Consider the following 22,254-nt stretch of genomic DNA (forward strand, 5'->3'; position numbering starts at 1 on the left):
GGTATAACTTTTATTAATTAACCCAAAGGTCACAAAAGTTTTTAAACACTTTAGTTATTTTTAAGTCACATACTTTGCGTATAGGAAGTTTACTTAAGTTTTATGAAAATCATTGATTTTCAGTTAATATACACTTTTTTATGCAGAGCAATTGTGAGCTTACTTAAGTGAACTCAAGTGTTTTAAAATAAACTTTTGTGACTTTTTGGTTTAAAAATCAAATAATCTGAATTAAGCTTCCTCTTTCTTCATCCTTAATAATGTTGAGTGCCGTAGGAATCTTCTCTTTAAGCTCTTCCACGTGAGAGATAATTCCCACGATCCTGTTTTCCTTCATCAGGTTGGTGAGCGTTTCAAATACAATATTTACAGACTCTGTATCCTGTGTTCCGAAACCTTCATCAATAAAGAAGAAGTTTTTATCAGCCTGAGCATTAGATTGGACGCTTTCTGCTAAGGCTAAGGCAAGGCTCAGTGAAACCTGGAAAGCCTGTCCCCCCGAAAGCGTTTTCACACTTCTGCTTCTGCCTTCGTTGAGGTAATCGATGATTTCAAAATCATTATTTTCATTCAGTTGAAGGCTCAGTTGATTCCTGGTCATTTTATGAAAACGTACATTGGCATGATCACATAGCTGCCTTAAGTAGATAGAGGATACATATTGTACAAAACCTGCTCCTTTAAAAAGGTTCATCATCAGTTTTAAATTGTCAGCACGTTTTTGGAGGATTGCAAGCTGTTGCAATAACTCTCCTTTTTTATGAAATTCCCTTTCCAGCCGCTCTATTTCAGCTTTTATTTTAACAACCGAGTCATTGGTTTGTTTCAACTCATATTGAGTTTCATTAAACTGCTTCTCAGTCAAAGAAAACTGCTCATCATCGAATGATAGACCTTTAAGCTTTAATTCCAGCCCTTCAATAATTTTTTTCAGGGTTTCAAAATCAACTTTGAACCTTTGAATCTGTACCTTTGTATTCTCAATATTAAGTTCCTGAAGTAAAATGTTTTCCACTTCCTTAAGATCTTTGAAATTTTGCTCTGTCAGGGCTTTATCAATCGTTTCTTTATTGTCAGAAATTTCTTTTCTAAGTTCAGAAATTTGCTTTTCAGCCTGATCTGCAATAGCTTTTTGTTCCGCCAGTTTGGGGGCCAGAATTTTTTCCTGTTCAGCAGCTTTCTGATAGTTTTGCTCTGTTTCAATATTAGATTGTATCAGCTTCTGATAGGCTTCTTCAACATCCGGTACATTCCTCTGCTCATAATCCGTCCAATTCAGGATTTTAAGATTGGAGCGGTTGATATTAATCTGCTCTTGCTTGGTAACCTCATCAAGCCTGAATGTTTCAAGAGCCGTTTTGTATTTTTCTAAAAGCCTGGTTTCTTTATCCCATGTTTCGCGTTCCAGGATAATATTCCGTTCGATTTCCACAATCTTTTTATCTAAAGCAAAAGAATCAGCTCTTTTTTTCTCAAACTCATCCTCACGATCAGGATTGAACTGTTTCCAGGTGAATTGTTGAAGATGATTTTGCATATCTTTCTGAAGCTGTATTAATGTTTTTTGCTCAGCAATAAGCTGATCCTCAAATATTTTTTTCCGGTCCAGGATTTTTTCAATGTCAGATTCCTTTTTCTGGGTGGTCATAATCTCTTTTTCCACAGTGTTGAGTTGATCCTGAATTTCTTTCAGCTCAGTATTTACATCATGAAATTCTACAATATGGGGATGTTCTTTGGATCCGCAGAGTGGACAATTATCTCCATCGTGCAGTTCGCTGGCAAAACGGGACAGCTCTTTTTGGATTTTTAAATGATCCAGCTTTTGTGAAAACTCTTTTTTCCTGGTCTCCAGAATTTCCCGCTGAATTTTAAAATCCTCTTTAAAACTTTCACGGAAATCAAAAGGTTTTAATTCCTCAGCAATATGTGTAATCTGTTTTTGAAGCTTCTCAACTTTTTCATTTTGCTCCTGCTGAGATTTCTTTACATTTTTCTGTTGCATAAACCAGTTCCCAATCTCTGAAAGTAAAGCAGGATCGAGTTTCTGACCTTTTAAAGTCTCAATCTGTTTAGAGAGTTCAGCAATTTTCTTTTCAATGGTCTGCTTTGAGGTTTCTACTTCAGCTACTTTTTCAGCGCCTTTTTGCGTCCTGTCCTTAAGGATTTCAACCTCAGCCGAGAACTTCAGTATTTGTAGAATAAGGCTCAGGTCATTTTCCTGTATCCTGGATTGCTCCAATGCTTTGAATTGGGGTTCAAGAGCAGAAAGCTGCCGGGTGATGGTATTGAAGTTTTTTTCTGTTTCCTGAAGGATTTTACTCTGATTTTCCTTTTCAGTTTGTTTATGGATAATCTCTTTTGAAAGCTTGTTTTTTTCAGCAATCAAAGGATTAAAAACCCTGAAAACACGGTCATATAGCTCAATCCGGATTTCCAAAGCATCCATTTCCGGTTTCTGTTCAGAGAGCTTACGGAAATTTTCCCTGTTTTGTTTTAAACTTTCAAAATCGGTTTTCAGATTTTTCAGTTGCTGGTAAGTATGGGAAACTTGTTCAAACTTTTCATTGATTTGTGCCAGTTTTTTCTGTTCATCTGTTAAAAGCTCTCTTTGTTGCTGAATCTTTTCCTCATTGATTTCTTCAAAACCTTTCAACCTGCCTTCAAGCTGATCAAGTTCAGACCTGTTTCTGGCACTTAATGTGGAAACATTATCCTGAAGATCATAACGCTGCAGGCCAAAGATATCCTTCATCATATTAGTTCGGTCAGCAGCACCCAGTTCAAGGAATTCCTTAAACTGACCTTGTGGAATAATAATAGTTCTTTTGAAGTTGGAATAGCTTAACCCAATAATGGCCTCTGCATTCGAATGATCCAATGGAATCCATTTATTATCAGCATACTCATAGAAAGTGACGGAATAAGGTTTTACCTCCTCAAATTTTTTTGCATGGCGTCTGAAGTCCCTTGTAGCACGGAAAATTTTATTCTCATAATTGATGAAATCAAACTCTATATATGAACTGTTTGATTTTAAATTCATCATATTGTATGCCCTTTTATCCCGCATGTTCAGGCGCTCCGTTTCCCCGTATAAAGCAAACGAAATAGCCTCAAGTACCGATGATTTTCCGGAACCTACAGCTCCGAAAATACCAAATAACCCTGCATCCGTAAGATTTCTGAAATCAATTTTCTGACGTTCCTGGTAAGAATACAAACCTTCAATAGTAAGTTGAATAGGAATCATAGCTTAGGCATTTAAAATTTCATTAAACAATTTCATAAGATCATCATTGGCTTCCTGCCCGCCATTTTTAGATTTAAAATAATCCTTAAACAGGCTTTCTATATTCTGGTTTAAATTGATTTCCAGGTTTTGCTGTTCTGTACATTCTTTGTTTTTCACCCTGGGAATTAAATGGACAATACCGGTATGTGACTGGTAGATAAGTCTTCTTTCATCAGCCGTTAAGAAAGTTTCACTTTCTAACGTGAGCTCAATAAATGTATCAGGATTTTCCCTCAGCCATTGAACGCAATTTTCAATGGTAGTAAAAGTTTTTCTGACTAAAGCTCTTCCGCTTTTCAAAGCTTTTTTTTCATAGGAAACAGGTTTTCCAGGTTGGGCATCAATAATAGACACATATTTTGTCTGCCCTGATTCACTAAAACTATAGCATAGCGGAGAAGATGAATAAACCACAGGCTTTTCTGCTGTTCCGATATTCTGAAAACCATGCAGGTGACCTAAAGCCGTATATTGAATCTGATCAGGAATACTATCCGAATAAATCAAATCTGCATTCCCGATTTTGATAGGTTTTTCACCTTCCGGTTCTTCCAAAATTTCGGCGCCTCTTTGGTTCATATACAAATGAGCTGTCAGAAGATTCACTCCGGAAGTATCACAGAACCGGTCTGCAAGTTCTTTCCATGTCTGTGACAACACTTTGTTGATTTCCTCCTCTTTATTTTCACCAAAATATTCCTTTAAACGGATTTCATTGGCATAAGGTGTGTGCAATATCCTTACAGGAAAGCCTACATTTTTGATCTCCAACTCTATAAAGCCTGCTGCCGAATTCTTAATGCTAAAAAAAGCTGTTTGAAAAGGAGCAATCTCTGCCTTGGGATGTCCTATTAAAATAATTCCGCATTCCCGTGCCAGGGGATCAGGAGCATTAATTAAATTCGGGGAGTCGTGATTTCCGGAAATAGCAATAACGGGACGTTTACCGCTAAGGGATAATCGTTTCAGTGTTTTATAAAATAGCTCAACGGCTTCTACACCTGGATTAAAATTATCGAAAAGATCTCCGGCGACAATCACAAGATCCACCTGCTCTTCATCAGCAATGCTAATGATCTCTTCCATAACCGGAATTTGCTCTTCCAGACGGGAAAAGCGGTCTAATCTTTTTCCTAAATGCCAGTCGGCAGTATGCAGAATTTTCATACATCAAATGTAAGAACAATTAGGAAAGAGATATTACGGATTTCCATATAAACTTTTAATAAATTAATTTTACAAAAAAAATAATGGAACAGCAATCCAAAGATCCCTTACATGGAAAAAGACTCGACGCTATTCTTGAAGAACTGGTAGAATACTATGAAGGATTTGAGAAATTAGGTGAGCAGATCAACATCAAATGTTTTACAGATAACCCCAGCATCAGCTCTTCCTTAAAATTTCTGAGAAAAACACCCTGGGCAAGAACAAAAGTTGAAAGTTTATATCTCTTTGTGCTAAGGCAGAAAAAGAGAAATGAAGCCAGAAATAAAAAATAAGGGTGAAAAAGTTACTGTTGGCTTGATCGGAGCGGCTGTTTTATGAAAATTTATAAAATTGACTTTTATTAAGGTATAAAAAGAGATAGGGCTATCTTTATGAGCTTTAATAAAGTTCTTCCGGCCTTCAACCTAACTAAAAATCATTCAAAAACAGTATATTTGTGCTATTAATCGTGAGTAACTTCACGAAAAAAAAGAAAAATATGACAATTGAAAACAATCACGTTGTAGCTGTAAAATACATCCTTCACACAATCGAAGCAGATGGGAGTAAGGTTCTTGTAGAAGAAACCACAGCAGAAAATCCACTTACATTCTTGTACGGTGTGGGAATGATGATTCCAAAATTTGAACAAAATATCCTTGGCTTGAAAGCTGGAGATAAAGCAGCTTTTACCATTCAGCCTGAAGAAGCTTATGGTGAAAGACAGCCGGATGCCATTGCACAGCTGCCGGTTGAAATGTTTAAAGAGTCCGGGCTTCCGCCTGTCGGAGCTATTTTACCTCTTTCTGACAATCAGGGAAATAATTTCCAGGCATTCGTAGTAGAAATTACCACTGAAGTTGTAGTAGCAGACCTTAACCACCCGATGGCTGGTAAAGTTTTAGATTTCCAGGTGGAAGTTCTGAATACACGCCCGGCAACAGAAGAAGAATTATCACATGGTCATGCCCATGGAATTGATGGAACAGATGCTCACTAAAAATAGAATGTCCGTTTTTTTCGGACATTTTTTTATAATCATTTGTAATATCAATGAACGGGCTTTAGCCCGTGAAAAATAAACAAATAATTCCATTGGCTTTAGCCAAAATAAAAAAGACGCAAACTTAAAGAGTGCGTCTTTTTATTTTGGACTATTCAAGTCAGCATTTCATCTGCTCTGCTTTGGGATATGCTAAATTTATGATTGACGGAGTTGCTCTCACTCCTACTCAGTATTATTCTGCGTTATATTCCGTCACATCAATTAATGTCAGGTACCATTTTGCTCCTATCCTGGTCATAACAAATCTGAAGCCATTGATGGGTGCATTTTCCTTACTGTTCTCAGCAAGCGTTACAAAAACTACATCTTCAGGATCAGAATTAATTTTAAAAATATCCTGGTCCTTTATAGAAGATACGTCTGAGAATTTATCCACATAATCATTAACCGAATTGGAATTAAATTGAACGAATAAACCCTCTTTTTTCCACTTCTTATTTTTTGAATCATATTCACTAACATCACCAAATTGGATTGGAAACTGATTCCTGATATTCCATGCTTTTTCAATATATCCTAAAGGCATATCGAAGTCCACCTCTTCATTCAAAACAAAGCCCAGATCACCACCACTTTTAAAAAGGACCCCGACTCCATAAGCTTCGTTTACATATGCATTCATAAGATCTCCGTTTTTGGTCTGAAATCCTTTTAAAATGTCGGTAACTGCTGTTGAGATCTGCTTTTTATCTTCCGCTGTCTGTGCTCTAAAAAAAACTAAAACTACAGAGCAGAAACAGCATTGTGTACATAATAATGTTCTTCTTCATATGATTAATCTAAAAATTCTCCTGAAACATAATACCAACGTTCATGCATTTTCTGGAAGACAGAAAAATTCGTGATGAATCTGCGGCTGACCGTCCTGATCTGTATAATAAGCTTTAAATTCAACATGATTTAAAGCCGGAGTCCGGATAATCTCCAGCTTCGTCCATTGGTTGATTTCTCCCCATTCCTGAAGATCTTGTTTATTGTGATATTTCCTTTTCCCAGGAAGGGTAGTCTCCATTAAATATGCTCCATTCGGAATAGCGAAAGCAGAAAATCTGGAACGCATCAATGCCTCAGCAGTGGGAGCATGCTTTTCTCCGGTGTGATAAGGTTTACAGCAGTCTTCGTAGGGTTTTCCTGAACAACAGGGACAATCCATATTTTGTATTTTAATTTCGAACCACAAAAATATAATAAATATCAATAGCAACGGGCTTTAGTCCGTTCAATCAATAAGGAATAATGAATGGCTTTAGCCGAAACTTATAATCTCTCGCCGATTAAGCAGATGTTTGCGGTAAAATTTGCATAATCTTCTCAATCTGCATGAAAATAAAAAGAAGCACTCTTAAAGAATGCTTCCCATTGATTTATTTAATAAAACCTCTGTTTCTTAATAAAGGCTTGATATCCGGATCATGTCCCGTAAAATCTCTGAAGGCCTGATTAAGATCCACAGAATTTCCTACAGAAAGAATATATTTTCTGAAACGGTCGCCATTTTCTCTTGTTAATCCACCATTCTTGCTGATCCATTCCCATGCATCGTTATCCAATGTCTCAGACCATAAATAGGCATAATATCCTGCTGAATATCCACCTCCCCAAATGTGGGCAAAATAAGGAGTATGATATCTTGGAGGTACCGTTGCCAGATTAAAGCCATGGTTGGCTAAGGATTGCTTTTCAAAATCTAAAACAGGAATAAATTGTTTTTCGTCGTTTACCGTATGCCAATCCATATCCAGTGCAGCAGCAGAAACCAATTCAGTAGTCATATATCCTTGGTTGAAGGTAGCTGCTTTTTTGATCTTTTCTACTAAAGCTTGCGGAATAGGCTGTTTCGTTTCATAATGAACAGCATAATTCTTTAAAACAACAGGATCCAAAGCCCAGTGCTCATTAATCTGTGATGGAAATTCCACAAAGTCTCGCGGTACATTGGTTCCGGAAAGGGAAGGATATTTCTGGCTTGCAAACATTCCGTGGATAGAGTGACCGAACTCATGGAAGATCGTTGAAACATCGTCATAACTGATTAATGAAGGTTTTCCCGGAGCTGGTTTCTGATAATTGTAGCAGTTCACGATTACAGGTTTTGTTCCCAATAAATAAGATTGTTCAACAAAATTACTCATCCATGCCCCTCCGTTTTTAGAATCCCTTGTGTAGAAATCCAGATAATAAATTGCGAGGGATTTTCCGTCATGATCGAAAACTTCATATGTAACTACATCAGGATGATAAACAGGAAGATCTGTTCTCTTTTTGAAAGTCAGCCCGTAGAACTTTTCAGCAGCGAAGAAAACACCTTTTTCCAAAACGGTTGTAATTTCAAAATAAGGTTTGATCTGGTTTTCATCAAGATCATATTTTGCTTTTCTCACTTGTTCAGCGTAGAAGTTCCAGTCCCAGGGCTCTACTTTAAAGCCTCCTTTTTGTTGGTCAATTAAATCCTGGATGTCTTTTGCTTCGCGTCTTGCCGTTTCTACAGCAGGAGTCGCGATTTGGTTCATAAGTTTTATAGCAGCATCAGGCGTTTTGGCCATTTGATCCTGAAGTTTCCATTCTGCGAAATTCTTTTTGCCTAAGATCTGAGCTTTTTTCAATCTGAGCTTCGCCAGTTTCTCAATGGTTTCTCTGGTATCATTAGCATCACCTTTTTCAGCCCTTCCCCAGGAAGCCTTAAATAATTTCTCTCTGGTAGCTCTGTTTTTTAAGTTTTGCAAAAGGGGCTGTTGAGTGGTATTCTGTAATGCAAGAAGATATTTACCAGGCTGTCCTGCCGTTTTAGCATCGGCTGCAGCTGCGGCAATTTCATCAGCTGAAAGCCCATCCAGTTCTTTGGCATCAGTAAAGAATACCCCTCCCTGTTTTCTGGCTTCCAATAATTTATTGGCATATTGGGTAGAAAGAGAAGCCAGTTCCTGATTGATTTGTTTTAACTTTTCCTTATCAGCGGCAGAGAGATTAGCACCGGCAATTTCAAAATTTTGTTTATAATATTGAACTAATCTTTTGCTCTCAGGATCCAGTCCATCTTCTTTAATGGATTGTATTCTTTTATAAAGGTTTTCATTCAGGTACATTTTATCGGAATGGGCCGCAAAAATAGGAGCGTACTCTTCATCCAGAGCCTGTAAAGTAGGATTGGTATTTGCACTGGTTAAATTGGAAAATACAATCTGTGCTCTTCTTAATACTTCACCACTTCTTTCCAATGCAACAATTGTATTCTCAAAAGTAGGAGCAGCAGGATTGTTGGCAATTTTGATGATCTCAGCTTCATGTTGCTTTAAACCGAAATCAAAAGCTGGTTTGAAGTGCTCGTTTTTAATTTTATCAAATTCCGGAGCTTCGTACTGAAGTTTACTTTTCTTCATAAACGGATTGGAAGATAAGGCCGGATCGGGTGCAGGAAGTTCCTGTTGAATATCGGTTTGTTTCATTGTAGTACAAGATTGGTTGAGTGCCAAAGCAGAAATTAATAATACCGATGAAATATTCTTCATAAATATAGTTGTTAGTAAAGCATAAAGATATTAAAAACTTACTTTATAGCGCCCATTTTGAGTAATGTATTTACCGAAAACCAATAGACTTTTTTAAACAAGTAAAATTGTAACCATAACTTATGTTTTAAGAAAGAAGGAAGCTGAAAATTTTAGTTTTCTCAAGCCTCCGTTCTTCTAAGTGCTTCTGATGGTAAACTTTGTATCAGGAGGCGTTTTGGTAGTAAGGAGAACAATTACAATTTCAAAGGCGCCCAGAATGAAATGGGGCCAGTATATTGTCTCATTAAAACCAAATAACCATGGTGAAACCAATAAAAGAGCCGCTGACATAAGGTCGAGGAGCAAATGTCCTTGAAAGGAAAACGCAGGAGCTATAGCATATTCGTAATCTGTGAGCAGACTGTAAATAATAGTCGAAGCCCCCAATATAACCGGCAAAACTGTTGCAGCACTGTGATCTGCAAACCCTAACAGCCAGGGAATGGCTATGAGTAGCGCGCCCATAAGGTAGTCAAGGACGGCATGGATTTTTGATGAAATCATAATAATATTTTTTGTGGTGTAGGGTGTATAGTGCAAGCATTATACCATCAGATTCCTATGCTTTAGTTTAAATTATTGAATGTCAGGTATTTTGTATTAACAAGAAGAGAGTGCAGAAAATAACTCCTGACAGTTATCGCAGGCCGGAAACATCAATAGGGTTGAACTATTGTTTTCAAACATTTAATATCTTCCAGCTTTCTGCTTGATGTAAAGATTATCTATTCCAGCACAGATGAAATAATAATAATTTTATCCAAAAGAGATGTAATATTTTTCATAATTTAGTTGTTATTAATAATAATAGATAAAAGAAAATAAACATGAAAACAAGGACTCTTTTTATTTTTTCAGCCTTAGCGGTTTTAGCCTCATGCAATGAAAGACATGAGAAGAAAAACAGGGAAAAAAGTGATTGGGTAGAGAAAATGGTCAATAAAGAAAGTGGGCCTATAGAGCAAAAAGAGTTCACCGGAAATTTTGATGAAATCCAGGTTTCTCAAGCTATAGATGCAGAAGTAATCAAATCTGAAACAGAAAGGGTAGTGATTTCTGCTCCTCGAAGCATTATCAATGAAGTTCTTGTAGATAATGAAGTTGGAAAGCTGCATATTCATTATAAACGTGGGATCAGGGTAATGAATATTAATAATGTTACAGCCAAAATTTATACTAAAGATTTTACGAAACTCGGTGTAGACTCTGCCGCAAAAATTACAGTGAAAGATAAATTTACCCAGGATAAAACAGATATTGAAGTATCAAGTGCAGGAAGTATTTCCGGAGACATTGAAGCCAATGAACTGGGAATTAATGCAGACAGCAGCAGTAATTTTACCGGTAAAATATGGGCTGTAAATCTTGATATTGAAACTTCATCAGGATCAAGTATCAGTATTTCAGGGAAAGCTAAACATGCTGACATCAACTCTTCTTCCGGAAGCAGTGTTTCAGCTCAACAAGTAATTGCAGATAATGTAGAAGCCGATGCATCCAGTGGAGCGAGTATAGAAATCAGTGCAACCACTACAGCCAAAGCAAGTGCCTCTTCGGGGGGAAGTGTGGATATTGCCAGAAAAGGAGAGCTTAAAACCGTTAGTAAGGAAGAAAACAGCGGAGGAAGCGTCAATATTCAATAAATTTAACTGAGGTTTTCCTCTTCCTCATCTTCATCTTCTGTGGATGAGGAATCTTCCCAATTTTTATGATCAAAGGTCAGGTTATCATAGGCCAATAATTCCTCTTCCCGCTGGAGGATTTCTTTTGTGGAAAATAAGGCGATATCATCATTTTCTTTTATTCTGGCCAGTTTTCTGATGGAAGCTTTATCAATAGCCATAAACCTCTGCCCCAAAACGTCTTGCTGCATATTTTCGCATCCCCGTTTCATGAAGAACATCTACCGCCATATCTACGGCAGTTCCCAATGTTTCCCGGTAAATATGGGTAATTCCATTGTTGAGGTATTCATAGGCATCGATCCTGTTTTTTGCCCTTACAAAAATTTTCACATCAGGGTAATGTTCCCGAACCAGTTCAGCAATGAACATATTATCATCCGGATCATCAAGGCATAAAACAAGAATTTCTGCCTCTTCAATTCCGGCTGCCCTTAAAATGGGAATTCTTGTTGCATCCCCATAATATACTTTAAACCCATAACTTCTCAGAAGTTTCACACGGTCTGAGTCTCTGTCCAGAACTGTTGCCGATATCTTATTAGCCTTTAAAAGCCGCCCTACCGTGCTTCCAAAATGTCCGAAACCTACAATAATGATCTTTTTCTGGCTTACCTCGCTGTCAAGAATATTAAAATCATGCTCTTCTTCAGGCACTTCCCTGATGAATTTTGGAGTAATGAGCCTATCATTGAAAATGAGAAGAACGGGCGTTATGCACATGGTAATCGCTGTGATAGCCATCAGCTGGGCATTCAGTTCAGGATTTAAAAGATAAAGATCCGAAGCATAATTGATCAATACAAAAGCAAATTCTCCTACCTGCGAAAGTGCAAATGCGTAGAACAGGCTTTGCGGATTGTCCATTTTGAAAAACTTCCCGATAACGTACAGAACCAAAAATTTTACAATCACTACAGCGAATACCGTACTGAAAATAAATACCGGATCCTGCCGGATGATATTGAAATTGATGGTTGAACCTACACTCACAAAAAAAACGGCGAGTAAAAGTCCTTTAAAAGGATCAATCTGGGCTTCCAGCTCATGCCGGAATTCACTGTTGGCAAGCATTACTCCGGCAAGAAAGGCTCCTAATGCAGGAGAAAGACCAATGACTACCATGAGCTCAGAAACTCCGATGACCAGAAACAGGGAAGAGGCTGTTAATAATTCCTGCATTCCCGATTTTGAAACATACCGTAGAAAAGGGACAAATACATATCTGCCTAAAAGAATCAATAATGCAACCCCGAAAATTACAGTTCCTGCCTGAAGCCATTCCGGAAGTTTCTGGATGAGGATCTGAATTTCATTATCATGATGCTTAGCTTTATAATTGGCAATAATCGGTAAAATTGCTAAAATAGGGATTACGGAAATATCCTGAAATAACAGGGTAGAGAAGGAGGCTTCTCCTGCTATTGTTTTAAGGTTGTTCTTTTCCTGTAAAGTTTGCAGAACAATTGCTGTAGAAGATAACGCAAAACACATAGCCACAGCAATGGCTTTATCTATCCTCCATCCTACACTGATGAAAACAAGAAATAATAAAGAGATGGTAAGAAGCATCTGCGTGAGCCCTAACCCCATTATTTTTTTACGCATGTCCCAGAACTTTTTGGGTTCCAGCTCAAGTCCTACCAGGAATAAAAGCATAATCACACCAAACTCGCTGGCATGCATAATGTCATTCACGTTATTTCCTGTGAGTTTTAATACATAAGGACCAATAATAATTCCTCCTAAAATATAACCAATCACAGAGCTCAATCCTAATTTTCTGGCCAGTGGAACCATAATAATGGCTACTCCTAAGAAAATTAATGTGTTCATTGCTAAGCTGGACTCCATAGGTTTATTGATTGAGTAGTTCTGAGAACTCTTTTTTATGTAAAATAATTTCTTTTTTAGAAAGTTTATTGGCTTCGTAAACGATTTTGATGTGCTTGATGTTGGCTTTGAAAACTTTTAAAGACACAATTAATCCACTGATCAGTTCATCAATCGTATATTGATACGTTCCTGTTTTAGTAAAAGACCTTTCTTTTCCTCCGGTGGTTATCAGAATATAGACTTCCTTATTTTCGAGCGGGTTATCTTTTCCGGGTTGTAGCCAATCGCGGTCAAAGACCTCATCAATCCATAGTCTGAGTAACGGAGGCATCCCGAACCAGATTAAAGGAAACTGAAAAATAAAACGGTCATAATGGGCAAGCCGTTTCCGTTCTCTGAAAGCGGCAATATGGAAATCAGGATATTCTTCATAAAGATCTCGCAGGGTATAATGCTGATGCCGAACATAAAAGTTGATGAGCTCTACATTCGAATTGGAGTGCTCCAGATAGGGATGGGCAAATACTACTAGCGTCTTCTTCATAATCCTGTTTTCAGTAAATATAGTAAAAAAATATTGTATAAAAGGAGGGTTTTGTGTTGATTTATTAATTTTTTAATATGTAAAAATCGATTTTGGGTAAAAATCAATCAAAGAAAGGGTTTTATTTTAGTTTTTAAATAAAAAATCAGGCCGTAAAGACCTGATCCGTTTATGTATTGTTATAATTTTATTGTGATTACCATCCACCGGACGCACCACCTCCGCCAAAGCTTCCGCCTCCGCCAAATCCGCCGAAACCGCCTCCGGAACTACCTCCGCCGAATCCTCCGCCTCCGAAGCTGCCGGGAAACGGGAAGAAACCTCCGGGATAATTTCTGCGTCCTCTTCGGGAGATAATTACATCATCATCGTCATCATAATTTCCACCACCGCGTCCTCCTCCTTTATTACCGAAGAGAATAGCAATGATAATAAAGATTATAAATGCAATCACCAGTACTTTTAAGGCACTTCCATCCCCTGAAGGGGTTGTAGTTGCCACCGGTTTGAATTTTCCCTGGACGGCTTCCATAATGGCTGAGGTTCCGCCATTGATCCCATCATACCATTGTCCTTTTTTGAAATGAGGGGTAACAATATAATCCAGGATTTGTCCTGCAACGGATGCTGTCAGATATTGTTCTACAGCTCTTCCCTGCTGGATAGACATAGTCCTGTCTTCTGTAGCGATCAGGAAAACAACTCCATTATCCACTCCTTTCTTACCGATTTTCCATTTTTGCCCAAACATAGTGGCTAGGAAATTGACATCTTCTCCTTTAGTAGAAGGGATGATCACTACCTCAATTTCCGTTGAGGTGGAATCTGCAAATTTGATCAGTTTATTATTCAGTGCATCTTTTTCCTGCTGGGAAAGAAGACCGGCCTGATCATAAACGGGATATAAAACCGCAGGTTTTTCAGGAATGGTATACTGTGCAGATACAAGACTGTAAAAGCACACTAATAAAAATGAAAATACTATTTTAAGAGAACGTAATTTCATTCGGGAGCTGGTTTGGATTTTCTCCTTCTACAGGAAAATGTTTTTTAAGTTCAAGTCCTGTTTCCAGGATAGCGCTTTTCAAAGCCTGGTAATAATTTCCTTTGGCAAATTCTGACGTAATGTAATCATGCAGATGATCCCAAAAGGTTTGATGTACTTTCTCATGGATACCAACATCGCCAATGATGGTGAGATACTTTTGTTCAAAGTTGACATGAAAAAGAACGGCATTCCTGTCTGTGGTTTTATCCATACGTAGTTCTTTGAAAATTTCGAATGCCGTCTTGGCATAATGATCCTGCGTATTGGAATCAATATGTACCCGGATCTCTCCGGTAGAATGGTTTTCTGCCGATTGTATAGCCTCCACAAGGGATGCAATCTGCTGATTTGTAAGGAAATTGCCCATTGTTTATTTGAATACTTCAGGTGCTTTTTGAGCTCCTGCCTCGGCTTTGAAATAAGGTTTTTCTTTAAAGTTGGTAAAGTTCGCCAGAATGTTATTCGGGAACGTTTTGATAGAGGTATTATAATCCTGGGCAGCTTCGTTATAATAAACGGTTTCTGTTCTGATACTGTTTTCAATAGCTGTATACTCTCTCTGGAAGTTAATATACTGCTGATCTGCCTTTAAATTCGGATAAGATTCCACTACGGCCATTAAACGGCTTAATGCACCGGATAATTCTCCTTGTGCTGCCTGGAATTTAGCGATATCAGCATCCGTCATATTGGTAGGATCGATATTGATTGAAGTTGCTTTAGAACGGGCTTCAACAACTTGTGTTAACGTTTCCTGCTCAAATTTTGAATACGATTTTACGGTTCTTTCCAGGTTAGGGATAAGATTTGCTCTTTTCTGGTACACAGTCTCAACATTGGACCATTTTGTGTTGACCGTCTGTTCTTTGGTTACAAAGTTGTTATATCCGCTTTTTCCCCAGAAGAATAAAACAGCAACAATAATAAGGAGGGCTATACCAATAGTTCCGGCGCCCAGACATCCTTTATTTTTCATAGTTTATTTTTTTAAATTTTTTGTGCTAATCAAATATACAAATTATGTGCTAATTTTGTAGAAAATTATATTTGAATGACGACAATAGTGGTAGCAATGGGAGAAAAGAATGAGATTGGTTTTGAAAACCAGTTGCTCTGGCATCTTCCCAAGGATTTAAAACATTTTAAAGATATTACTTCAGGACATCCGGTAATCATGGGAAGAAAAACATATGAAAGTATTGGCAGACCTCTTCCTAATCGTACCAATATTGTTGTTTCAAGAAAGAAAGATTGGTTTGAAGAAGGAATTCTCATTGTAGGAAGCCTTAAAGAAGCTATAAAATTTGCCAAAAAGATTGATGAAGAAGTATTTATTATCGGAGGAGGAAATATCTATGAGCAAACCATGGATGTCGCAGATAAGCTCGAAGTTACGCGGGTAAAAGCCGATCTTGAAGCAGACACCTTTTTCCCCGGAATAGATGAGAAAATCTGGAAGAAAACAAATGAAACCTGCCATGAAAAGGATGAAAAAAACGGATATGATTTCTGCTTCCAGACGTTTGAAAGAATAAAGATGGAAGTTTAGGCAGCCATAACCAATTTTGCTTCGCCAGGTAAATTGTGAATTTTCTTACAGGATATAAAATTAACAAATGCAGAGAATTGACCATTCACCAGTGACGTTTTGAACTTTAACCCTTAAATTTATTATCTTTGCAGTTCTAAAATTTAATAATGAATAAGAACATTAAAATTGCAGTAGCAGCACTTCTTATCCTTCTGGGGCTTTATATGATGATTTTCACAAGAAATCTTGGATGGGGAATTGTTGTTTTTCTTCTTGCCGCATTTCCAATCTTACTTTACTTTAAAAATGAGTATATTCTTTTGGCATTCTGGCAACTGAGAAAACAGAATATGGAAAAAGCTGCAGAATGGTTAACAAAAATTACCGACTATAAAGGGCAGCTTCATAAAACTCAATACGGATATTTCCACTATTTATTAGGATTAACTCAAGCTCAGGACCACCCGACAAAAGTGGAACCTTTAATGAAAAAAGCTTTGGAGTACGGTTTGAACATGAAGCATGACAGGGCTATGGCTACTTTAAACCTTGCTGCAGCAGCTATTTCTAAAGGGAGAAAGCAGGAAGGGCAGAAGCTGTTGGAAGAAGCCAAGAGATTAGACAGTGCAGGAATGATGACCGATCAGATCAAAATGATGAAGGACCAGCTGAAGATGCCTACCATGCAGAAGCATATGCATAATCCGAATATGAGACAACGGGGAAAATATTATTAAAAATAAATATCACAAAATAAAAGCACTTGGTTACAGGTGCTTTTTTTATGACGTCTTGCTAATTATTAATTACATTTCAGCATTCTGGTCATAGCCGTAAAATTTCGGCATCTGCCAATGATATTTTACTGCAAAAGTCCTGATAGCAACAATCAGTAGAATGGTAAAGATCTGTATAAAAGTAAAAGATAGTGGAGTGTACTTTGTCATTAACAGGAACGCCGCACCACCTACAATACATGCTGTGGCATAAATTTCTTTTCTGAAAATCAACGGGATCCTGTTGAGCAGGATATCACGGATAATTCCCCCGAAACATCCGGTAATGGTTCCCAGTGCTATACATATTAAAGGATGAATTCCAACATTTAATCCTTTTTGGATACCAATAATGGTAAAGAGCCCAAGCCCAAAGCTGTCGAAAATAAATAAGGTGACCTTAAAATTCTTTTCCAGGGATTTAAATACCATAGAAAATATACTTGTCGCAAGAATCAGCCCGCACATAAGCAGGTCATGCATCCAGAAGACAGGAAGGTCAAGCAGTAAATCTCTTACAGTTCCCCCTCCTACAGAAGTCACAAAGGCAATAATAAGTACCCCGAACGGATCAAGGCGCTTCTGCATAGCGGCAAAACTTCCGGACATAGAGAAGGCAATGGTTCCAAGGACTTCTATAGCAAAATTGAACTGTTCGTGCATATATTATAATAATTGATAGATGATAATTGATGAGTGATTTTCTGCTTAAGCAAATTCTTGGCCATTTTTCAATTATCATTTATCGCTTATCAATTATATCTTATTTACCTTTCGACTCTTACCGAATCCGGAACCAAGAGTTCATACTCTCCTCCGTGATTAATAATCTCTCTCACAATGCTGCTGCTGATGAAAGATTTTCCGGAAGAGGTAAGCAGGAAAACGGTTTCCAATTTTTTATGGGCAAGGGTCCTGTTGGTGTGAGCGATGGCTTTTTCAAATTCAAAGTCAGCGGGATTTCTCAATCCTCTGATGATGTATTGGGCATTTTTTTCAAAGCAATAATCAACGGTAAGTCCCTCAAAATAATCTACTTCTACATTGGGAAATTCTGCTACAGAGTTTTGAATAAATTCCATTCTTTTTTCTAATGGAAACATATATTTCTTCTGGGAATTCTGTCCGATGGCAATAATCAGTTTATCAAATAGCGGTGCCGCTCTTTCTATGATATCGTAATGTCCTAATGTAATCGGATCAAATGACCCTGGGAAAACAGCAATTTTCATGTTGTATTATGATTTTGGTTATGAATCAAGAGTTCTGGTCGTGGGCTATATTCATCCCTGATTCATAACTTCTATTTTTTATTTATTAAGAGCTTTTTCAACTTCATTTCCACAAAGGTCTGTTATGGAAATTCCATAATGTTTTGCCTGTTGGGGCAGGATACTGGCAGGAGAGAATCCTGGATTGGTATTCATTTCAAGCATGTAAGGAATTCCGTCCATAAGGATATACTCGCTTCGTGAAAAACCGCTCATCCCTAAGGAATCATAGGCTCTTTTTGCAATTTCCTCAACTCTTGCCCTGGTTTCATCATCAATTCTTGCAGGAGTAATTTCTTCTGAAGCGCCTTCATATTTTGCTTCATAATCGAAGAATTCATTTTTAGGAACAATCTCAGTAATTCCTAGCACAATGGTTTCTCCTTTAAAATCAATAACTCCTACGGAGACTTCCATTCCATTTAAGAAGCTTTCAATAAGGATTTCATCGTCTTCTTTAAATGCAACCTCTGTAGCAGCAATTAATCCGGACTTTTCTTTTACTTTTGAAATTCCCAGTGAAGATCCGGATTGGTTGGGTTTTACAAAAAGAGGAAGTCCCAGTTCTTCTGTAATTTTATCTGCATTGATTTCTTCGCCTTTTCTTAAATAGATACTTTTGGCAGAAGGAATTCCATACTTCGATAGTACGGCAAGTGTATCTTTTTTATTGAAAGTAAGGGCACTCTGGTAAAAATCGCATCCGGTATACTTTTGTCCTATAGCATCCCAATAGGCCTGAAGGATTCCATTTTCGCCAGGTGTTCCGTGAATAATGTTGAAGCAAACATCAAACTTTAATTTCTCCCCATTGTCTAAAGCGGCAGAAAAATCACCTCTGTTGATTTCATGCTTATTATCATTTTCATCTAAAAAATACCATTCATCTTTAAGGATAACTACTTTATATACGTCATAAAGGCTCCTGTCTAAAGAATCATAAATCAACTGTCCGCTTTTTAAAGAAACAACATATTCATCAGAATAGCCTCCCATTACTACGGCAACACTTTTTTTGTTCATAACCATATAGTATCAATTAAGGCAAATTTAATCATTTTATGTATTGTAATATGGGAAATCCGCAAATTTTAAAATCAAAAATGAAATGTGTTAAATAAAAAGCGCATTCTAAAATTATTAGCTATATTTGCCGTTGTAATTAAAGTATTTTTAAGTATGCTTAAATCACTTTTCAATTGGAAAGTTTTACTGAATTTAGTAATAGCCATCGGCATTTTCGTAGGTCTTGTATGGCTTACGTTTCGCTGGTTGGAATATCATACTAACCACGGTCAGGAAATTCCTGTTCCCAATGTTGTCAATAAATCCGTTCATGACGCTGTTAAAATATTAGATGACACAGGTCTTGAATATGAAGTAGATAGTGCAAATTATGATCCTAAATACAGACCGTTCCAGGTATTGCAGGTATATCCTGCACCGGGTTCTCATGTAAAAGACGGAAGAACAGTGCGTCTTAGGGTTAATCCTAGAACATGGGCACCGATTGTAGTTCCGGATGTTATCAATAAATATTCAGGATTGGCATTCCAGAGACTGGATCAGGTGGGGCTTAAAATCGGGGATACAATTTATGAACCAAGTATTCAGAAAGATGCCCTTTTAAGGATATTATATAAAGGAAATGCCGTTAATCCGGGAACCCGCTTACCTAGGTTCTCAATGATTGATGTCGTAGTAGGATCCGGACCTATGAGAAATATTTCGATTCCTAATGTAGTAGGACTTTCTGTAAAAGAAGCAAGAGCTGTAATTACAAAGAGTATGTTCGAAGTAGGATTGGTTGAATATGAAGATGGCGGTAAGGACGAATCTGATATTATTTATTATCAGGATCCGGCTGCAGGAGATGTTCGTGACCAGGGAATGCAGATTGACCTTTGGGCCAGCAAAAGAACCCCGGCAGAGCTTAGGGCTAAGGTAGAACAATTGAATTCTATTTATCGTATGAAGGTAGATACCTCCTTGCCACCGGTGCATTATGAAGAAGTGCGTACCGAGCCAAGTTATGAACCGCCGGTTATCCCTGCTCCTGTACCCAAAAAAGAAACTCCTCAACCGGCTGCTGTGAAAACAGAAACACCTAAAGCCCCGGCCGTCACTTCGAAGCCGGTAAGCTCAGGAGTAGAAAAACCAAAAGCTTCTACAGGCAGTAATCCTGCTTCAGGAAATGCCCATAAACCGGCCTCTGCTACTACGAAAGAAGTGGCTGAGAAGCCAAAGGCTAAAAAGGTAGTCGTGGAATAATACTAAAAAGTATATTAAAATACAGGCTTCAACTGAAATATGTTGAAGCCTTTTGTGTAAAAAAATAAAGTAATGTCAGAAGATAACGAAGATTTTTTAGATGAAGAATTATTAGATTCCAACAGTATTGAAAATATCGATATTGATGAGGAAAATAAAGGCTTGTATGAGCATCTTAATATAACGGTGGATGCCAAGCAGGAACCTTTAAGAATCGACAAGTTTCTGCTCATATACAGGCAAAATTCTTCAAGGAACAAAATTTCACAAACCTGCAGGGCCGGAAACGTTATTGTAAACGGAAGTCCTGTAAAGCAGAACTACAGGGTAAAACCGGGAGATCAGATTTCAGTATTGCTGACACATCCGCCAAGGGAAAATGTGATTATTCCACAGGATATCCCTCTGAACATTGTGTATGAGGATGATGATCTGGTGGTTGTGGATAAGGAAGCAGGAATGGTAGTGCATCCGGGATTTGGAAACTGGGACGGAACCCTGGTGAACGCATTGGCTTATCATTTTGAAAAGAATGGAGAAAAATCAGATCTTGACAGGGTAGGACTTGTTCACAGGATTGATAAAGATACTTCAGGGTTATTGGTGATTGCTAAAAATGAGTATGCGCTAAGCTTTTTGGCAAAACAATTTTTCAACAGAACAACCAGGAGATTGTACTGGGCTTTTGTGTGGGGAAATCTACAGGAAGATGAAGGCACAATCAAAGGGCATATCGGAAGACATCCTAAAAACAGGATGCAGATGTCTGTATACGAAGATGGAAGTCAGGGAAAGCATGCCGTAACACATTATAAGGTTCTGGAAAGATTCAGGTATATGACCTGGGTGGAATGTAAACTGGAGACCGGAAGAACGCATCAGATCAGGGCTCATTTTAAACATATAGGGCATACCCTGTTCAATGACGAAAGATATGAGGGGCACACTCCTTTAAGAGGGGTAAATCTTCCTAAATATAAGCAGTTCATCAAAAATGTTTTTGAAATTTTACCCAGACATGCTCTTCATGCCCATACCCTGGGTTTTGTGCATCCAACAACAAAAAAGGAATTATATTTTGAAAGCCCAATGCCCAAAGATATGGCGGATGCTGTAAAAAAATGGAGAAATTATTTGGAAAACTAAAAATATATTGAGAATTTTTTTATATTTGTTGAATTGAAATCAAGATTTGTTATGAGAAAACTATATGCTATCGTATGTTTAGCTCTTTTGTCAAATGCATACAAAGCACAAGAATCACTACCATACTATCAGCAATATCTTTTGGATGGTGATTTCCTGTTCAACCCAGCTCAATACGGAAAAACAGACTACGTACAGCTCAACGCCAATTATCAGCAACAATTTTCAAAATTCAGCAATTCTCCGAATGTACAGTCAATCGGGATGCATGCTAATATCTTTGATAGAGTAGGAGCCGGTATTTCTGTGTTCAGAGACTCTAATGGTCCTATTTCTGCAGGAGGGATTACAGCGGGTGCTTCATATTTTATTCCATTAAGTAGTGAAGGAGACAGAAAAGACCAATTCTCTTTCGGTACTAGTGTTAATTTTTATAACATGAATTTTGATTATTCAAAAATCAATACTGAAGAAGGTGGAGATCCTTTATTAAGAGGTGAAGAAAGCAGTATCTTTATGGTGTATGCCAACTTTGGTTTGGCAGCTACCTATAAAAATCTCTTCGGAGGTGTTTCCGTGAACGATATTGCCTTGAGTAATGATGCCGCTATTGTGAACAACAGGGAACCTTCTCCTATTAAATTCTTCTTAAATTTAGGGTACAACTGGAATATTGCTGATAATATTACACTAACCCCATCCGCATTAATCAACTTAAATACCAATTCATCAAGAATGATGGACTGGAACCTGATGGCTACATTCTCCAATGATATCAACGCATTCTCTTTTGGGGTAAGCTACAGAACAGAACAAAACAGATTCGATAGCCAGCAATTACAAATTGCACCGATAGTAAAAGTAAGATTCAATAAATTTATGGTCGGCGCTACTTATAACCTTGGATTGTCTGATATTCAGAAGTATGGAGGAAACAGCTTTATGCTGAGCCTTGGCTATAACTTCGATAACTTCATTAATGCAAGAGGATTTAGATATTAATCAATTTAATTTAAATAAATTTGAGCTCT

Annotated in this window: 21 protein-coding genes and 1 pseudogene; 8 read left to right on the forward strand and 14 right to left on the reverse strand. The window is 37.6% G+C overall.

The features are described 5' to 3' along the window. Positions 1-217: 217 nt before the first annotated feature. Both HX13_RS00085 and HX13_RS00090 read right to left on the reverse strand, forming a co-directional pair. Positions 218-3,253, reverse strand: a complete 3,036-nt coding sequence (locus HX13_RS00085) for an AAA family ATPase (RefSeq protein WP_050019449.1) — start codon at positions 3,251-3,253, stop codon at positions 218-220. A gap of 3 nt (positions 3,254-3,256) precedes the next feature. Beyond that, on the reverse strand, positions 3,257-4,462 hold the full coding sequence (locus HX13_RS00090; RefSeq protein ID WP_050019450.1) for an exonuclease SbcCD subunit D: 1,206 nt from the start codon (positions 4,460-4,462) through the stop codon (positions 3,257-3,259). An 83-nt stretch (positions 4,463-4,545) separates the two neighbouring features. On the opposite strand from HX13_RS00090, the gene HX13_RS00095 reads away from it, so the two are divergent. Together HX13_RS00095 and HX13_RS00100 are read left to right on the forward strand one after the other, a co-directional pair. Continuing rightward, positions 4,546-4,797, forward strand: a complete 252-nt coding sequence (locus HX13_RS00095; protein ID WP_050019451.1) for a VF530 family DNA-binding protein — start codon at positions 4,546-4,548, stop codon at positions 4,795-4,797. 206 nt (positions 4,798-5,003) lie between these two features. After that, positions 5,004-5,504, forward strand: a complete 501-nt coding sequence (locus HX13_RS00100) for a peptidylprolyl isomerase (protein WP_050019532.1) — start codon at positions 5,004-5,006, stop codon at positions 5,502-5,504. A gap of 238 nt (positions 5,505-5,742) precedes the next feature. Here the strand turns inward: HX13_RS00100 and HX13_RS00105 are convergent, their stop codons facing one another. The 4 genes from HX13_RS00105 to HX13_RS00120 all read right to left on the reverse strand — a co-directional run bounded on the left by HX13_RS00105 (position 5,743) and on the right by HX13_RS00120 (position 9,583). Further along, positions 5,743-6,192 carry a hypothetical protein gene (locus HX13_RS00105; protein ID WP_050019452.1) on the reverse strand — a complete coding sequence of 150 codons (450 nt, stop codon included), beginning with the start codon at positions 6,190-6,192 and terminating at the stop codon, positions 5,743-5,745. A gap of 189 nt (positions 6,193-6,381) precedes the next feature. After that, positions 6,382-6,723, reverse strand: coding sequence for a YchJ family protein (locus HX13_RS00110; RefSeq protein WP_238554919.1), 342 nt, complete (start codon positions 6,721-6,723; stop codon positions 6,382-6,384). 211 nt (positions 6,724-6,934) lie between these two features. Continuing rightward, a complete protein-coding gene (locus HX13_RS00115; protein ID WP_050019453.1) occupies positions 6,935-9,076 on the reverse strand; it encodes a M3 family metallopeptidase in 2,142 nt (713 codons plus the stop codon). Positions 9,077-9,253: 177 nt separating this feature from the next. Next, positions 9,254-9,583, reverse strand: coding sequence for an SPW repeat protein (locus HX13_RS00120; RefSeq protein WP_238554920.1), 330 nt, complete (start codon positions 9,581-9,583; stop codon positions 9,254-9,256). Between the two features lie 362 nt (positions 9,584-9,945). On the opposite strand from HX13_RS00120, the gene HX13_RS00125 reads away from it, so the two are divergent. Continuing rightward, the gene (locus HX13_RS00125) at positions 9,946-10,761 is read left to right on the forward strand and encodes a GIN domain-containing protein (protein WP_050019455.1); all 816 of its coding nucleotides are present in this window, start codon (positions 9,946-9,948) and stop codon (positions 10,759-10,761) included. A 2-nt stretch (positions 10,762-10,763) separates the two neighbouring features. Here HX13_RS00125 and HX13_RS00130 read toward each other — a convergent pair. From HX13_RS00130 to HX13_RS00150, 5 genes and pseudogenes are all read right to left on the reverse strand, one after another. Continuing rightward, a pseudogene (locus HX13_RS00130) lies at positions 10,764-12,654 on the reverse strand (monovalent cation:proton antiporter-2 (CPA2) family protein). Positions 12,655-12,658: 4 nt separating this feature from the next. Next, positions 12,659-13,180 (reverse strand): NAD(P)H-dependent oxidoreductase, encoded by a 522-nt coding sequence (locus HX13_RS00135; protein ID WP_050019456.1) that lies wholly within the window; start codon positions 13,178-13,180, stop codon positions 12,659-12,661. 196 nt (positions 13,181-13,376) lie between these two features. Continuing rightward, on the reverse strand, positions 13,377-14,186 hold the full coding sequence (locus HX13_RS00140; RefSeq protein WP_050019457.1) for a TPM domain-containing protein: 810 nt from the start codon (positions 14,184-14,186) through the stop codon (positions 13,377-13,379). Beyond that, positions 14,167-14,595 (reverse strand): TPM domain-containing protein, encoded by a 429-nt coding sequence (locus tag HX13_RS00145; RefSeq protein WP_050019458.1) that lies wholly within the window; start codon positions 14,593-14,595, stop codon positions 14,167-14,169. The genes HX13_RS00140 and HX13_RS00145 overlap by 20 nt, the downstream gene beginning before the upstream one ends. A 3-nt stretch (positions 14,596-14,598) precedes the next feature. After that, positions 14,599-15,204: a LemA family protein gene (locus tag HX13_RS00150; RefSeq protein WP_050019459.1), complete on the reverse strand. Its 606-nt coding sequence runs from the start codon at positions 15,202-15,204 to the stop codon at positions 14,599-14,601. Positions 15,205-15,279: 75 nt separating this feature from the next. On the opposite strand from HX13_RS00150, the gene HX13_RS00155 reads away from it, so the two are divergent. Together HX13_RS00155 and HX13_RS00160 are read left to right on the forward strand one after the other, a co-directional pair. After that, the gene (locus HX13_RS00155; RefSeq protein WP_050019460.1) at positions 15,280-15,777 is read left to right on the forward strand and encodes a dihydrofolate reductase; all 498 of its coding nucleotides are present in this window, start codon (positions 15,280-15,282) and stop codon (positions 15,775-15,777) included. A gap of 149 nt (positions 15,778-15,926) precedes the next feature. Continuing rightward, positions 15,927-16,496: a hypothetical protein gene (locus HX13_RS00160; protein WP_050019461.1), complete on the forward strand. Its 570-nt coding sequence runs from the start codon at positions 15,927-15,929 to the stop codon at positions 16,494-16,496. A 69-nt stretch (positions 16,497-16,565) separates the two neighbouring features. Here the strand turns inward: HX13_RS00160 and HX13_RS00165 are convergent, their stop codons facing one another. The 3 genes from HX13_RS00165 to HX13_RS00175 form a co-directional block, all read right to left on the reverse strand. After that, entirely contained in the window at positions 16,566-17,198 is a 633-nt protein-coding gene (locus tag HX13_RS00165; RefSeq protein ID WP_050019462.1) for a trimeric intracellular cation channel family protein, read from the reverse strand. A gap of 104 nt (positions 17,199-17,302) precedes the next feature. After that, positions 17,303-17,767: a pantetheine-phosphate adenylyltransferase gene (gene coaD / locus HX13_RS00170; RefSeq protein ID WP_027373487.1), complete on the reverse strand. Its 465-nt coding sequence runs from the start codon at positions 17,765-17,767 to the stop codon at positions 17,303-17,305. Between the two features lie 78 nt (positions 17,768-17,845). Further along, complete coding sequence (locus tag HX13_RS00175) at positions 17,846-18,829, reverse strand: D-alanine--D-alanine ligase (RefSeq protein WP_050019463.1); 984 nt, start codon at positions 18,827-18,829, stop codon at positions 17,846-17,848. 156 nt (positions 18,830-18,985) lie between these two features. On the opposite strand from HX13_RS00175, the gene HX13_RS00180 reads away from it, so the two are divergent. The 3 genes from HX13_RS00180 to HX13_RS00190 all read left to right on the forward strand — a co-directional run bounded on the left by HX13_RS00180 (position 18,986) and on the right by HX13_RS00190 (position 22,225). Beyond that, a complete protein-coding gene (locus HX13_RS00180) occupies positions 18,986-20,077 on the forward strand; it encodes a PASTA domain-containing protein (RefSeq protein WP_050019464.1) in 1,092 nt (363 codons plus the stop codon). 72 nt (positions 20,078-20,149) lie between these two features. Next, a complete protein-coding gene (locus tag HX13_RS00185) occupies positions 20,150-21,223 on the forward strand; it encodes an RluA family pseudouridine synthase (RefSeq protein WP_167336361.1) in 1,074 nt (357 codons plus the stop codon). A gap of 51 nt (positions 21,224-21,274) precedes the next feature. Further along, a complete protein-coding gene (locus HX13_RS00190) occupies positions 21,275-22,225 on the forward strand; it encodes a PorP/SprF family type IX secretion system membrane protein (RefSeq protein WP_050019465.1) in 951 nt (316 codons plus the stop codon). Positions 22,226-22,254 lie beyond the last annotated feature (29 nt).

The organism is Chryseobacterium sp. P1-3 (genome assembly GCF_000738495.1).
GTDB lineage: Bacteria > Bacteroidota > Bacteroidia > Flavobacteriales > Weeksellaceae > Chryseobacterium > Chryseobacterium gallinarum.

Coding starts and splice junctions, on each gene's coding strand:
- HX13_RS00085 (WP_050019449.1), bottom strand. CDS start 3,253: ATGATTCCTATTCAACTTACTATTGAAGGTTTGTATTCTTACCAGGAA.
- HX13_RS00090 (WP_050019450.1), bottom strand. CDS start 4,462: ATGAAAATTCTGCATACTGCCGACTGGCATTTAGGAAAAAGATTAGAC.
- HX13_RS00095 (WP_050019451.1), top strand. CDS start 4,546: ATGGAACAGCAATCCAAAGATCCCTTACATGGAAAAAGACTCGACGCT.
- HX13_RS00100 (WP_050019532.1), top strand. CDS start 5,004: ATGACAATTGAAAACAATCACGTTGTAGCTGTAAAATACATCCTTCAC.
- HX13_RS00105 (WP_050019452.1), bottom strand. CDS start 6,192: ATGAATGCATATGTAAACGAAGCTTATGGAGTCGGGGTCCTTTTTAAA.
- HX13_RS00110 (WP_238554919.1), bottom strand. CDS start 6,723: ATGGATTGTCCCTGTTGTTCAGGAAAACCCTACGAAGACTGCTGTAAA.
- HX13_RS00115 (WP_050019453.1), bottom strand. CDS start 9,076: ATGAAGAATATTTCATCGGTATTATTAATTTCTGCTTTGGCACTCAAC.
- HX13_RS00120 (WP_238554920.1), bottom strand. CDS start 9,583: ATGGGCGCGCTACTCATAGCCATTCCCTGGCTGTTAGGGTTTGCAGAT.
- HX13_RS00125 (WP_050019455.1), top strand. CDS start 9,946: ATGAAAACAAGGACTCTTTTTATTTTTTCAGCCTTAGCGGTTTTAGCC.
- HX13_RS00135 (WP_050019456.1), bottom strand. CDS start 13,180: ATGAAGAAGACGCTAGTAGTATTTGCCCATCCCTATCTGGAGCACTCC.
- HX13_RS00140 (WP_050019457.1), bottom strand. CDS start 14,186: ATGAAATTACGTTCTCTTAAAATAGTATTTTCATTTTTATTAGTGTGC.
- HX13_RS00145 (WP_050019458.1), bottom strand. CDS start 14,595: ATGGGCAATTTCCTTACAAATCAGCAGATTGCATCCCTTGTGGAGGCT.
- HX13_RS00150 (WP_050019459.1), bottom strand. CDS start 15,204: ATGAAAAATAAAGGATGTCTGGGCGCCGGAACTATTGGTATAGCCCTC.
- HX13_RS00155 (WP_050019460.1), top strand. CDS start 15,280: ATGACGACAATAGTGGTAGCAATGGGAGAAAAGAATGAGATTGGTTTT.
- HX13_RS00160 (WP_050019461.1), top strand. CDS start 15,927: ATGAATAAGAACATTAAAATTGCAGTAGCAGCACTTCTTATCCTTCTG.
- HX13_RS00165 (WP_050019462.1), bottom strand. CDS start 17,198: ATGCACGAACAGTTCAATTTTGCTATAGAAGTCCTTGGAACCATTGCC.
- coaD (WP_027373487.1), bottom strand. CDS start 17,767: ATGAAAATTGCTGTTTTCCCAGGGTCATTTGATCCGATTACATTAGGA.
- HX13_RS00175 (WP_050019463.1), bottom strand. CDS start 18,829: ATGAACAAAAAAAGTGTTGCCGTAGTAATGGGAGGCTATTCTGATGAA.
- HX13_RS00180 (WP_050019464.1), top strand. CDS start 18,986: ATGCTTAAATCACTTTTCAATTGGAAAGTTTTACTGAATTTAGTAATA.
- HX13_RS00185 (WP_167336361.1), top strand. CDS start 20,150: ATGTCAGAAGATAACGAAGATTTTTTAGATGAAGAATTATTAGATTCC.
- HX13_RS00190 (WP_050019465.1), top strand. CDS start 21,275: ATGAGAAAACTATATGCTATCGTATGTTTAGCTCTTTTGTCAAATGCA.